This is a genomic window from Paenibacillus radicis (ex Xue et al. 2023), assembly GCF_024722015.1.
GTDB lineage: Bacteria > Bacillota > Bacilli > Paenibacillales > NBRC-103111 > Paenibacillus_S.
The window spans coordinates 332,216-346,433 of sequence record NZ_JANQBD010000004.1 but is presented as its reverse complement, the minus strand read 5'-3'; the positions used below and the strand labels follow the sequence as shown (position 1 = coordinate 346,433).

Annotated in this window: 11 protein-coding genes; 2 read left to right on the top strand and 9 right to left on the bottom strand. The window is 40.5% G+C overall.

What is annotated here, in order from left to right:
* Together NV381_RS08205 and NV381_RS08200 are read right to left on the bottom strand one after the other, a co-directional pair.
* On the bottom strand, positions 1 to 115 hold a 115-nt coding region (locus NV381_RS08205; protein ID WP_258212789.1), incomplete at its 3' end, for a transposase.
* Between the two features lie 71 nt (positions 116 to 186).
* Entirely contained in the window at positions 187 to 1,803 is a 1,617-nt protein-coding gene (locus NV381_RS08200; protein ID WP_258212774.1) for a TniQ family protein, read from the bottom strand.
* A gap of 1,618 nt (positions 1,804 to 3,421) precedes the next feature.
* Between NV381_RS08200 and NV381_RS08195 the strand changes: the two genes are divergently transcribed.
* A complete protein-coding gene (locus tag NV381_RS08195) occupies positions 3,422 to 4,024 on the top strand; it encodes a DUF4238 domain-containing protein (protein ID WP_258212773.1) in 603 nt (200 codons plus the stop codon).
* Between the two features lie 48 nt (positions 4,025 to 4,072).
* On the opposite strand, the gene NV381_RS08190 is transcribed toward NV381_RS08195, so the two are convergent.
* The 3 genes from NV381_RS08190 to NV381_RS08180 all read right to left on the bottom strand — a co-directional run bounded on the left by NV381_RS08190 (position 4,073) and on the right by NV381_RS08180 (position 8,755).
* The gene (locus tag NV381_RS08190; protein ID WP_258212772.1) at positions 4,073 to 4,270 is read right to left on the bottom strand and encodes a hypothetical protein; all 198 of its coding nucleotides are present in this window, start codon (positions 4,268 to 4,270) and stop codon (positions 4,073 to 4,075) included.
* Positions 4,271 to 4,732: 462 nt separating this feature from the next.
* Positions 4,733 to 5,059 carry a hypothetical protein gene (locus tag NV381_RS08185; RefSeq protein WP_258212771.1) on the bottom strand — a complete coding sequence of 109 codons (327 nt, stop codon included), beginning with the start codon at positions 5,057 to 5,059 and terminating at the stop codon, positions 4,733 to 4,735.
* A 1,140-nt stretch (positions 5,060 to 6,199) separates the two neighbouring features.
* On the bottom strand, positions 6,200 to 8,755 hold the full coding sequence (locus NV381_RS08180; RefSeq protein WP_419182250.1) for an adenosylcobalamin-dependent ribonucleoside-diphosphate reductase: 2,556 nt from the start codon (positions 8,753 to 8,755) through the stop codon (positions 6,200 to 6,202).
* A gap of 525 nt (positions 8,756 to 9,280) precedes the next feature.
* On the opposite strand from NV381_RS08180, the gene dat reads away from it, so the two are divergent.
* Positions 9,281 to 10,120 (top strand): D-amino-acid transaminase, encoded by an 840-nt coding sequence (dat, locus tag NV381_RS08175; RefSeq protein ID WP_258212769.1) that lies wholly within the window; start codon positions 9,281 to 9,283, stop codon positions 10,118 to 10,120.
* A gap of 831 nt (positions 10,121 to 10,951) precedes the next feature.
* Here dat and NV381_RS08170 read toward each other — a convergent pair.
* The 4 genes from NV381_RS08170 to NV381_RS08155 form a co-directional block, all read right to left on the bottom strand.
* Complete coding sequence (locus NV381_RS08170) at positions 10,952 to 11,593, bottom strand: NAD(P)-dependent oxidoreductase (RefSeq protein WP_258212768.1); 642 nt, start codon at positions 11,591 to 11,593, stop codon at positions 10,952 to 10,954.
* Positions 11,594 to 11,689: 96 nt separating this feature from the next.
* Positions 11,690 to 12,133: an Rrf2 family transcriptional regulator gene (locus NV381_RS08165; RefSeq protein WP_258212767.1), complete on the bottom strand. Its 444-nt coding sequence runs from the start codon at positions 12,131 to 12,133 to the stop codon at positions 11,690 to 11,692.
* Between the two features lie 76 nt (positions 12,134 to 12,209).
* Positions 12,210 to 13,055: a lipoate--protein ligase family protein gene (locus NV381_RS08160; protein WP_258212766.1), complete on the bottom strand. Its 846-nt coding sequence runs from the start codon at positions 13,053 to 13,055 to the stop codon at positions 12,210 to 12,212.
* A gap of 34 nt (positions 13,056 to 13,089) precedes the next feature.
* Entirely contained in the window at positions 13,090 to 14,184 is a 1,095-nt protein-coding gene (locus NV381_RS08155) for a hypothetical protein (protein WP_258212765.1), read from the bottom strand.
* Positions 14,185 to 14,218: the final 34 nt, after the last annotated feature.

Sequence of the window (14,218 nt, the reverse complement as noted above, 5' to 3'; positions counted from 1 at the left end):
GTAACGTTCCTGCTGGGATGTTTAACTCTTCTGCAATCTGCGGAACGCTCTTTGTCTGTTCTTGAATGTACTTTACTGTCTTTTCTTTAAACTCATCACTGAACCTCTGTCTCATCTCACCCACACCGGACACCTCTTCCTCTTTGTAATTTAATTATCTGCATTCTCTTATGAGGTGTCCACTTTTTATTCTAGATCTACAATTACTTCATCCTCATTAAACAAAACCCTGATAAATGCGAATAAATCACCTTTCTTTAGGTAAACAGGTAATTTCCTAGTTTCTATTAAGTTAAATATCTGTTCTGTTGTTAAGGAGTACATCGAAATCTTCTTCAATACATCTTTAAAAAAGATCAAATTATTTTGTTTGCCTATTTCAATACACACATTTCTAAATTTTTTTATTGCCATGTTAATATCCTCATTTTTATATAGTACATGCAGGTACCTATGTTCCTTTGTATTTAGATAACTTTTTAAATCCAAATACTTTAGTAGGTGTAATAAAACCGGCCTGTTTAAGCCAAACTTATCCATCATCTCATTTAATGAAGAACAATGTTGTATTTGCTCAATCACCTCGATTAATCTACATCGTTCTATATACGCAGCAGAATATAGATTATTTTTTTCATACTCAATTCCTGATAATATTTTATGCTTTAGTAAAGCTCTCACTGTACCTCGAGTTACGTTTAAAAGCTTTGCTGCTTCGTGGAGAGGTAAATATTCTTCTAGTAAATAAAAGGAATCTCTTCTTTTACGTTGAAAACTCATTAGATAGTTTTGGAGATTGGATTTAATATAGTGTTCAAACTGTTTTCTTAAAAAGCTATTGGATCTTTTATTTCTAAAAAGCTCAGAATAAAACTCACCAAAATCCACCCTAAGTCCACCAGCAGTCTCCAAGGCTATCCCCTTTTCTTCCACTAATCTTTTATGATTAAATTGCTTTACTTTATCGAGAAAATGGTTAAAATTACAGGGCCAATTCTCTAAAACCCTATTAACTTCCATCAATAATAGATGCATCCTTTCGTTGCTTAATATCTTTGGAATTAATTTCGTATTTTCTTGAATAAACCATATTTGATTTGCAATCAAATATATATCATTTAAAAAATAATCAATTGAATATCCGATATTAACCTCAAGCTTTTTCAAAAAAATCGGAATTCTATTTTGTGATAATTCCAAAACAATATGTGAAATCAATAATTCATCTAGAGAAATACTTTTTTGAACCGAATTTCTCAAATCGAAACCACACTTACAGATATAATCGTTCTTGAGAACAGAGATTGTAAGAGAAATGTTACAAATAGAACATTTGTCAATTAATAAAGTTTGATGTTCAGGACAACAAGTAAATCCAATTACGTCCCAAACTTTCTTATAGTAGTTCTTTGAATTAATACAAGAACAACATATTTTGATTTTTTCCATCATTACAAAATAACTGTGAATTTGATTAACATCATGAACTGCATCAACGCTTCTTTCAGTCGCACTTAGAAAAAAATTATGACATTCTAGTAAATTCTGTTCCTTTAATAAAAGTGTTGATAACTTATATAATTCGTCTGGAAAGAAGAACTTTTTCATCTTTTTGAATCCTGTTAATTCCTTATATAAAGAAAATTTATAATTATTTTTTTTGAAAGTACGTAAAAGATATCCGAATATACTTTCATCACTGTAAGGCTTAAGAACAACTAACAAATGATTTTCCTTCTGTACTCCGAACACATTTTCAATGCAACTAGACACTCTTGGATCAATTAATTCAATGGCTTTCATAAGTAATCACCTTCCATTATTTCTAATTTATTAGTATGTCCGATTTTTTTACTTTTAAACAATAACTAACGAAATAAAAAACAATTATCGAGGTGCGTTCAAACGAACACTCCGTAGGGTATAATGTCTCCCACTTACCACAACTCTTCAACAGCTCGGCGTTTTTTCTACCTTGGCTGAAATTGAAGGCGGTTATCCAAAAATCAAGGAATTCATTTATCGATTGTGACTTCTTGAAAATACAAAAATACACAGTTATAAGCGGTTAGATAGAAAATTCATTAAATTGATCCCGACTTTTTATAGTCATGAGGAAGCAAAGCAGTGGTTTAAAGAATTATTTGGTAAATATTTTTACATGATTGGCTCCGATGTGTTGTCTGATAATACCAAAGTGTTCTTCTTTGTTTTGGTATTCAATCGAAATCATGATAAATTGAATAATCTAACTACCCAAAACACAGAGATTGATATTGATAATCTAAGCGCTGCTTTGCGCTTTAGTTATCAGTGTATAGATATTGGTGAACATGGTGATGTCCATGTCATTCACTAACAAGGCAAAAATATAATTGGCTTGAGGCAACACTTTATCACTCAGCTGCTCACATATACTGTGGGCGGCTTTTAATATTTGCTATGATACGATTTTTGTCCAATATTGCACATGACATAACAATAATAAAAAATATTTTTATAAGGGAGGGAATATAAATAATGCGTCTAACTATGGTTATAAAATTTGTTGGATCGAATGAAAAACAACTTCCATCTCTTATTAGTGCAGTAAAAAATAATAAGATCACTGTAGATAACCCCGTAGTAATTAAGCACACCTTTTGGCTTGAATAGACGAGCGTCGAAGGAAAAGTGAAGTGCTGGACCGGAGGCAAAAAACGCCGCTCCTTTATGGACTCGGCGTTCTTTTAACAATCTATGGATGATATTATTAAGCCCAAAGGTCCGGAAGAAGGTACTTTTTGCGTCATTTTATCACTTCATTTTTGTCGTTAATATCAAGATTAAATAAATCCCCATAAGCATTTAGAGTTCTTACTGAACCGGGAATTTTGGGGTATTTTTGGTCTTCGACAATCATTATATGTTTCATCAACGAGTAATAAGCAACTACTGGGATGGGGATATCAGAATGGAAACACTGTCTCACTATATCATAATCAACGACATTTTTTAGTGCTACGCTATGAACATCAATATCATCATGCAAATGCTTTTGAATTTCATGTATACTCTTTAGGTGCTGGTCTGTTTGATTCTCTAAATCATCTAGTATTATTGACTTTTCCAGTCAAATTATAATGACATGAGTCTTCTCGCATGTTACGGTTTGTATTGGGAGGGATTGTTAAACCAACCAATGAAACCAATGCTTTTACATAAATGTTCAGTAGCGATAATTGTTAAATTTTTCGTTATTAAATTTTAAGACTATAGACCTGTATGGAAAAATATGCTACCATATTCATTGACCATAAGCACCGGCTAAAAATCCGTGAGAAAGCATCTCCGGATTTTTTTATTATATTGAATTAATCAAAAGACCTGAGCAATGGTGTCATCTGATGGAATAGGTTAGGCTATAAACGGAGGAATAAGAATGTCAGAGGCGATTTATCATCATTTGGTACCGCGAACATATCTAAAAAGTTGGTGCCATTATGGGTATAGTGCACATGCTTATAACAGAGAAGGTCAAAAAATTAGAGATGGCGTTAATGTGAATAATCATTTTGGATACAATCATTATCATTCTTTAAGAGTAGGAATGAGTTATCTAGAAGAAGAAGATTTAAGTCAAATTTTCAAAGAACTGAGTGGTTTCCGGGTAGAGTACGAAGGTAGGTATTTGGAAGATTTGAAGGAGTGGAACGAGAAGTTCTACGATAGAGAAAACTGGGAGTTGATATACCCGAATGGTAATCGTGTTCCGAAAAAGAAAAAGAATTCATTATTTCAAAGTATAGAACATGCTGCATTACCTGTGATTGAAACAGGATGGGCGAGAAAATATGAGGGCAAGTGGAATGAACTTCTGCGTGTTATCGAACAAAAGGTTCTTGTCGAAGAAGAGGATACAGAAATACCAGAATTCTATAAAGGGCTCATAATGAAAATGATTGTCTCCATTGGATGGAGAAGTGAGCGAAGTAGCGAAGTCTATACAGAAGTTCTTAATCAAATTGATAATGCAGTGAACTAATTTTATAAAGTAAAACATTTCGATATTGTGATATAGAATTCCTTTTTATTAGTGCTTTTTCCCCATAAAAATACTGCAATTACAACGAAGATACTTTCCATCATTAACCTCAATCGTTTCATCATCAAAGCTAATTAATCTACCTTTATAACCCGATATTCCTCCAACAAAGACTTCTATATCGACATTGTTTAATACACAGAGCTGAAGATGGTTTGACGTTTTTATAACTGTTCGCTTTTTCAATTCAATCCCATCCATTCTTTTTAAAATAAAAAAAGCAAAGTTAACCCACAGAGAGTTAACGGTGCTTCCGTTTGTAAAAAGAATACCACAATATTACTAGATGTTCAAGCGGTGGATTTCATCAACAACTGCTGTTTAAACTTCTCTCGGTTTTTCTTTACAGCCTTTTTAAGGTGCTTATCCCAAGAAAACCTCCAATAATTTAAATGAGGAAGTGATCCTTTTACAGGCTACGATATCAGAAATGTGCCAGTTAATGAAATAAAGTGGGATGAATTCGAAGATCTTTGTGAACGAAGTATCATTACTAATGAAGAAATGTTGAATAGATTGGATCGAATGGCGCGTGAGCGACTTACGTGGAGTGAACTGCTAAATTCGTAACAAGGTGTCGGATGTGCTAAATATAAGAAAGAGCCCGAGAAATTCGTGGGCTCTTTCTTATGTTTTGGTATCGGGACATTAATTCGTTGGTTTTTGTTTTCCTATCGAAAGCGCCCTCTTTTTTTCCATAGCCATAGTTTTCAACGACGAGGCAGCCTTGCTTAGTCCTCCATTAAGCCCACGGCTAAGGACTGCATTTTGTTGTGTTAGATCATGGACTTCCAAGTTCAACTCGTATCTGCCTAGATTCGCCAATTCGAGTTGACCGTCTCGCTCTGCAACAGTTTTATGCAACTCAGCCATTGCCAAATGAGTTTTGGCAGCATCAAGATGCATTCTCGCATTATCCTGTAGTAGCGCATTGGCTTGTTCTAAAAGTTCCTTTGAAAAGTTTTCATTATCCATTTAAACTCCACCTTTCCAAGAATTATTATCCCCCGCCAAAAACCTTACTATGTATCTCGACAGTCTCTGTCCTTTTTATAACCATTACGGAAGCAGTCTGAGCAGGCGCAAATATCGGCGGTAATCGAAGCCGATGAAGTAATGTTCAATTCTTCATTTCATGACCGAATTCAGACAAAGCTCCATCGCCGCTGAATATTTCATGTTCAATAGTTCAAAGTGGGGCATAGTTTGCTAAAAATCAGCTATCTGTTGGAGAAAGTTTTGTAATTTGGGTAAATATCATGAGTTCTTGCTTGTAAAACTATGTCCGCCAACACCATTCTTTAAAATTATGCCCAACAAAATTGTGTCAAAGACTTGATACAACTGGTTTTTTAGTTTCAAAGGTTTGCCCGACATTTGCAAAACTATGCCCAATGCGACAACAAGACCGCTCACTGACATAGCAACAATGACCTAGTAATATTGCAACATTCACCCCGGAAATCACAAATTCTTGTTTTCGAACTTGAGGTTGTTTCTAACTTATTTTTATTTGCCAGTTTAATATTTTTGATACATTTACTTTCTTTTAATATTTGAAAATACATTGGTGTTTTTAGTTCATCAGCGGGCAAAGAAAAAAGACTGCACGGTTCATATAAGCCGGCAGTCTTTGGTTGGGGTTGTAAACCTTGATCACAGGGTTAGACTAGCTAACGAATTCTTTTTGTGCAAAATTTTGTCCATCCAATTCCATATTATAAGAAAATTGTGAACCGCTGACCAACTTTTACGATACAGTTTAATATTGTGCACACTCTAGGATTTTTAGGGTTTTCACAAAATCACGAACACACATTCCATCCCGATCATTTATTCAATCTTTTAGAAACTATCCCCATAGTGACGCGGGTTTGCGCTACTAAAATGTCCAACTTTTATTTTCGCTTTTTCAAACCTTTTGAAGGATTACAATGTCATTCCTCGCTTAACGCCATCAAAATACGAAACTGTCAGGGCACAAATCAGTGTATAACCATGCATAATTATACATTTATCATTAATTCTAGAAATTTTTCTCAAAAACATGAAATATTTTCTCAGTTATTATGACACCACACACTCTCTCTCTCTCAACAGTCGCCCCCCTGCTCCTTAGCTACACTTTCCATAACCGCAATTAGTACAATTCTTGCAGCCCTCACTATTGATCAACGAAGCTGAGCCGCAGGATGGGCACAGGTCGAGCGATGTAGCTGAGCTTCGATTCACCGCATACTGTGCGGTCGTTTCCATCACGACCTCCTGGGTGGCGGTGACGTAGTCGTCCGCATCGTCGGAAAACTCACCGTGCATCTCGAGCGCTTTGGCCACTGCGTCTGCAATGGATTCAACTCGGTTGGCACCGAAGCCAATCGCTCCCGATCCACCAATGCCTTTGAGATGCTTTGTCAGCAGCTGTACCTTGTTGCCGTGGTCGCCATAACGCAAGAACAAGGAGCAGACGCGGCCTAATGCTTCGGACATAGCGAATACATCAGATCCTGCTTTCCCCACATTCAGGAAAATTTCAACGGGCGAGCCATTCATATCGTTAATCGTAATGTAGGCCATCCCGAATGGCGTATTGAATTTGTACGTAGCTCCACGCAAAATTTGCGGCCGCCGTTTGTACTGCTTATCATCCACCTTGTCCGTCCCCGATACAGTTATAGCTAATGATTCAGCAATGCTGCTGTTAAGAGGCGTATGAACACTTTCTTTCCCTGATGAAGTGGCGAGAGTCTCTACCTTTTCGGTTACATCCGGTTTGGGCGCTGCACTTGCATCGCTTGATTTATCCTCTTTCTTCTCTGTGGAAAGTACCTGGACATCACGGCTTCCATCACGGTAGATCGTTACGCCCTTGCAGCCTAAATCGAAGGCTAATTCATAGAGTCGCTTGGTCTCATCTACCGTAAAATCAGCTGGGCAGTTCGCTGTTTTGGAAATCGAGCTATCCACCCACTTCTGAATCGCAGCTTGAGCTCGGATATGATCCTCTGCTGATAAATCCATGGAGGTTACAAAGTAGTCTGGCAGCTCCTCTCCCGGATGAGCATCCTTCCAATCCTGGGCGATGGGCACATACTGCTTATCAAAGCCAAGACGACTTTGGCGGTAATATTCAAAAGCAAAATAAGGCTCTATACCTGTCGAAGTGCCTACCATAGTTCCTGTACTCCCGGTAGGCGCTTGAGTTATCACAGTAACATTGCGCATTCCTTTTTTCTGAATTGCCGCCCCAACCTCAGGGAATTCACTTGTCATTGTTTTCATGAAGCCGCTCTGTAAGTATTTATCCGCTTCAAAAAGGGTGAAGCTGCCCTTCTCCGCGGCAATATCGGCGGATGCTAAGTAAGCCTCCTTGGCCATAAAACCGTAAATCCGATCCATGAATTGGAGTGATTCCGGGCTTCCATAACGAATCTGAAGCATGATCATCAATTCAGCCAAGCCCATCGTTCCAAGACCTACCCTGCGTTCATTCAGCTGGTTAAGCCGATTTTCCTCAAAATGATAAGGAGTTTTGTCAATTACATTATCTAGAAACCGAGTCGAATAGCGTACAACCTTGCCGAGCTCATCCCAGGCCACATCATGCTTCTCAGCATCATAGAATTTGGACAAGTTGACGGCAGATAAATTACACACACCCCATGCCGGCAATCCCTGCTCTCCGCATGGATTGGTGCAAATAATCGGATTGAAGTACCAGCTATTGGACATTTGGTTGTAATATTCCATGAAAACAACGCCAGGTTCTGCAGATTTCCAAGCCGATTCTATGATGGTATGCCATATTTCACGCGCTTTGACAGTACGGTATACATGGACTTGTTTGCCCAGCTTCTTCCACTTATCCAGATCTCCATCCCATAATTCGTCATACTGTGAATCGGTTGTGTCCGGATATACAAGATCCCAATCGAGATCTTCCTTAACAGCCTTCATAAAACCATTGCTGACGCAGACCGATAAATTCGCATTCGTAATTTGCCCCATCGTTTGCTTAACTGTAATAAAGTCTGCAACATCCGGATGCCAATCATTCATCATAAGCATCAATGCGCCGCGGCGGCTGCCGCCTTGTTCAATCAACCCGGTGGTATAGCTGAACAAGCCTCCCCATGATACAGCGCCGCTGGAGGAACCATTGACCCCCTTAACAATTGCTCGTCTTGGACGAAGCGAGGAAAGATTAATCCCGACGCCTCCTCCGCGAGCCATAATTTCCGTCATCTCAGTCAATGAACTCATAATACCGCCACGGCTATCATGAGGAGATGGAATGACATAACAGTTAAATAGTGTCAATTCATCGCTCGCGTCAGCCCCTGCGGCAATCCGTCCTCCAGGAACAAGCTTCCAGTCATCCAATATATATCTAAACTTCTCCGTCCACTCCGTTTTTTTCTCTGGTGTAGCTTCTACTGAAGCCATGGCGCCTGCCAAACGGTCCCATAATTGCTCGGGTGTTTTTTCCAATGTCAAAGTAAGCTTTTCAACCGAAGAATCTACAATATCTCCATTGCGAAGCTTAACCTTCACATATTTATCGGTGCGGCTGATCACTTCCCCTACCTCTTTGGCAGGAAACTTGGGATCATCCTTTGTCAGAACCAATACGGTATCGCCGACTTTCGTTAAAGCCGTATTTGCATTCTTCATAGCATAACGATCAAGGAAAATTTTCTCGCTCAAACCACTTAATTTCTTGCTGTCCACTGTCTCCAAAACAATAACCTCCCGAAAATAGAGATCAACACCAAGCACAATATCTAGTATGCCTTTAACATTATACAACACAATATATGGTACTTCTAATGGGGCACTCGCGGAATTCACGGGTTAGGACAAGACACATTGCCAATTGCTTGAATTTGCTCTGCGAATCACTCTTTTTCAAGGATTGAAAACGATAGTTTTTTCGACAGCTTTCGCCTAATAATCGATTCGCAGGAACTATTTCCCACGACAAAAGCACTACTATTTTCAACATAGATATCCATTACTTGTAAAGAGCAGCAAACTAATTTTGACATACAAGGCTAACCTTGTTACCCTAACGATAGTACGACTTCGTAAATCATGCATGTACCAGTCAACAGCCATTCACTACTTTGAGCATACCATATTATTAATCGCAACACAAACAAATGTTCGTATTTCATTTTGAAAAAGGAGCGTCTTGCTATGAACCTATATTTGTATCAAAATCAGTTTCTCCCTAAGGAGCAAGTATCTATTTCCCCTGATGACAGAGGCTATTATTTTGGAGATGGCGTCTATGAAGTATTTCGTGTTTATAACGGCAATCTGTTTGAACCGGAGGGGCATTACCGCAGGTTGGAAAAGAGCGCTCGGGAGGTCCGCATTCCACTACCCTATAGTTTAGAGCGGCTGCATCAATATTTAACCGAACTAATACAAGCTAATCATCTTCAAGAGGGCACTGTGTACATGCAAATCACCCGTGGGGCTGCACCACGCGCTCATCCTTTTCCGCCTACCCATACAGAGCCGGTTTTGATGGCCTTTTGCAATGAAATCGCCAGACCGAAAAGTACAATGGAGCAAGGGATTACAGCAATAACAGCGGATGACATTCGATGGCTCAGATGCGACCTGAAAACTTTGAATCTGCTAGCAAATGTTATGGCCAAGCAGCATGCATTGGATCAAGGGGCTGGAGAGGTCATTTTACATAGAAATGGAACCATTACAGAATGCAGTGCATCTAACTTCATGATCATAAAAGAAGGCGAGCTCTTTACACACCCCGCCAATAATCTCATTTTACATGGTATTACCCGTGAGGTTGTGCTTAGATTGGCCCGTAATCTGGACATAGTGTACCACGAGCGAACTTTTACCATTGAAGATCTTCTTTCGGCTGAAGAGGCGTTTATCAGTGGAACTACTGTGGAAGTAACGCCCATTATCTCAGTAGACGGCAGACGGATTGGAACAGGCCGTCCAGGACCTGTGACCAGGAAGCTGCAGCAAGCGTTTGAGCAGTTAATTAACGGTTAGTAATTTTATAGTAGAGTTTTAAAAGAAAATTGCGGAAATAGGTTCGGGAGGATCAGGCGGAGAATCCAATCAAAGCTACTGACGGTCCCTTAGGTGCGTGCCAGACGCTGGTGCATGGAGAGATTTTGAGCGCCATTGTACTTATACATGCAGCAATTGCTATTTAAACGCATCTATTGCAACTTCCTAGTGTGTGGGATTCCGGGCAATATTGATGTCGTGTTACTTGGATATGCACGCTTGTCATGATAGGAACACCTCCTTCACCAAAATCATACTTGACGAAAGTTAGCAGCTAGATGCTCTACCATAACAACCATGAGAGAACGGATTCACTTTCATGCTCTGTGGTGCAACGCAGGAAGAGAAATGGATAACTACCATGAGAGAACGGACTAACTTTCATGCTCAGTGGTGCAACGCAGAGGATGCATGGGAGGCTAACGGGAAAACCTCCCGTTAATCCCAGCCCGAAGGGAGCTTCTACCGCAACTAGCTGGAAATCCTCCTGCTAATTCTACACTTCTGCGACGTTTCACCCAATAACCCCAATATTAGAGGGATATTTTCCGATATTTTCCAGCTAAACTCCTCACCGAGGATCAAACGGGAGAATTAGCTCCAGAAATTCCAGTTAACCATTCGCTATCGCACCGACGAAGATGCATTCATGCCTCAGCAGCACTTTTCTTAGGCCCTACATGCGCTTTAGTGAAATTAAACTTTCTCTATCTGTTAAGGTTTAGCGCATCCAAGTACACAACAAATTTATGCTCTTTTAAAAAACAATGAGGCAGGGACAAGCTTACAGCCCCCAGCCTCATTATTTATTTAATATCCAACTGTAAACCGTTGACGGCTGTACTGGGGTTTCTCTACCTCATCAAGCATCGCGATCGCGTAGTCTTCAGCAGAAATATAGCTTTCGCCTTTCTCATCCACGATTAACTGCTCCGTTCCTGTACGATACTTTCCAGTGCGTTCGCCTGGAGCAATCTTAGCCGCTGGACTTAGATTCGTCCAATTCAATTCTTTTTCTTGGCGATATACATCCAGTGCATCCCGATGAGCCGTTGCTGTAGGCTTTACGATTTCAGGGAATTCCGGGGTATCAATAAGAAGTACTCCAGGAGCCACCTCCAAGCTCGCAGCTCCACCTACGGCTAGAAGCCGATCCACGCCCGCACTTTTGACTCCTTTAATTAAAGCTCGGGTTGCTTCTACCAAAGTATGCTCTTCACCAGAACCAAATGCTGGACCAAAGGCACTAATGACAACATCATGTCCTACCACTGCTTTAGCTACACTAGCTTCTTCGAAAATATTACCTGTTACAACTGTCAGGTTTTCATTTTGCTTAGTAATTCGGGAGGGATCGCGGACGATTGCAGTAACCTGATGTCCTCTCATCAAAGCTTCCTCTAAAATACGTTGTCCAATAGTTCCGCTAGCACTCATCAATGCAATTTTCATTTTCTTCTCCACCTTTTCCTTTTTTTTAATTACATATCGAGGAGTGTTTCGTTAGATTCGTTGTAACCATAATGATTACAACATGATCAAAAAAAATTAGTCCGCTTTAGACAGCTGAATCTGTTCAGCAAGCACGGTTACTAATTCTTTCATTGTAATATCAGCTAATATTTTCTCCATGGCATCTTGTGCACGACCTAATAACAGCTGCAGAACAGCCTGAATATTAGCTCCTACAGGACACTGAGGATTCGGCTGCTCGTGGATGTGGAAAAGCTGGCCTTCCTCCACGACATCAACCGCTCTAAACACTTCTAATAGAGTAATTTCCTCCAGGTCCTTCAGCAAGAAAGCACCACCGGTACCTGCACGTACATTGACTAACCCAGCCTTTTTAAGTTGCCCTAATATTCTCCGAATAATAACAGGATTCGTTTTTACACTTTCTGCAATCCACTCCGAAGTACCATGAGCATCCTTGGCAATAGCTAAAAGTGATAATATATGAACGCCAATGGAAAATCGACTGCTAATCTTCATAACTTACACCCTCTCGATGTAATCATTATAGTTACAACCAAGGACGGAAGTCAAGCACATCCAAATATTAGTTAGCTTACCTCCGAAGGTTCCATTCCTCGTTTGCATATTTCTCGCTGATCAACTGCTCGACTAACGTTTGCTCATATTCAGTCAGCGTGCTCTCTACTAGCTCAATATCCAAGCCCTCTTCCATCCCGGCCCGAAACGCTTCTTCCACCTCTGGCAATGAAACGGGCTGCTTGCCTATATGGCGGCAAAGATCATTAATGGCAACGGCTTTATGGACAAATTGCTGCTTTAACCTGGCCTGTAGTCGCTCATTTGAAAACTTCAATACCCTAAACAACTGATCCACATCCATATCGAGCAAAATCGAGCCATGCTGCAGAACAACCTGCTTTTGCCGGGTTTGTGCGCTGCCTGCGATTTTACGTCCTTCGACAACAAGCTCGTACCAGGAAGGTGAGTCGAAGCAGGCTGCTGAGCCCATCGAAGCATATTTGCTTTTGTCCTCCTCACTCTCCAGTTGAACCATCCGCGCATCCAAGCCCAGCTTACGGAAACCAAGCAGCAGCCCTTCGCTCAACACTCGGTATGCTTGTGTTACTCCGCTCGGAATGCCCGGGTAGCTTTCCGACACAATAATGCTGTAGGTCAGTTCCTTATCATGAAGTACGGCCCTGCCGCCTGTAGGACGACGTACAAAGCCTAACCCTTCCTGTTTTATCTGATCAAAATCGATCTCCTCAACCGCTTTTTGAAAGTATCCGATTGATAAAGTTGCAGGATTCCACCCGTAGAATCGAACAGTCGGTGGAACCTTACCCTCGCTATGTGCGGTCAATATAGCTTCATCCACTGCCATATTATAAGCCGGGTCATTCATACCCGATGAAATAAATCTCCATTGTGATTTCATTTTGTACTCTCCTGTCTGCGTTTAATGTACGAAATTACTTTTTCACAGCTATTCGTTTGCCCGACGTAAGCTCGGGAATGATCAGCTCACGTAAAGGTGAATCAGCAGCAGCATCCAGTCCGACAAACGCCAAAGCTCCGTCTTCGGCTAATACCACAAATTCATTAGAGAACACATCCGCATCAACGGGCCGATGCCCCCATCCTAGATGAATTTGCTTGCGTGTTTTCAGATCCAACAACCCGAGCGGCTTCTCCAGCTCTACATTTACATTGGACATATCATGACGAAGGATCAACATTTTGCCTTGAAGCCCAACCATACTATAAGAGTAAGGCTTAGTGTTGGACACAAAATTTTTCGTCAGCTCATAAGGGGTTTGATTTGGATTGAACTTATATATTTTATTAGACCATTCATTTTTGGATCGCTCTGATATCATCATATAAATATCTCCGTTGCTGTCCAACGACACCTGATCGAGCGGATAGCGCCGCGCTTCTTGAATTTGTTTGCCCCATTCCCCGCTGAGAACATCGGCTTTATAAAGATTAGAGCTTGTCTCCGTATTATTCGAAGTAACGAAGTAAACGAACTGCCCGCTTCCCTTCACGCTTTCGATGCTCCCCGGCACAAACCATTCCTTTAGCCATTTATGCTCCAACATATCGTACAGTGCTACTTTTGTAAAATCACCGATCTTCTGGGCCGTCTTGTCAGCGGAAACGAGGAACAGTACATCACCATATATATAACTGTACCTTGGAGATAGCTGCGGCGTCGGATATTGAAGAAAGCTGTCCGATTGCTTATTGCGCAAATAAAAGCCTTTGAACGCTTTCGGATCATTAGCATCATAAACGGTAATCACTGTATGCCCGGAGGTGTAGCTGATGCTGCTTATCGGCTGCCCCGTCTGCAGAATCCGCTTGGAAAATTGGGTCTTGCTGTTGATGCTGTACACCTGAAACTCATCGGCCAGCAGCATATCGCCAGTTTGGTCTATCGCTTGGGTAGACTCAGAATCGATGGGCATCAAATGTGTCTTGGTCTGGAATGTAATAAACAAATAAACGGCGCTTGCAATAGTCAGCAAAATAAGAAAAAGCCATAAGAACCGTTTTTTCAACAACAATCCTTCCTTTCTACAATCCTATAAACCA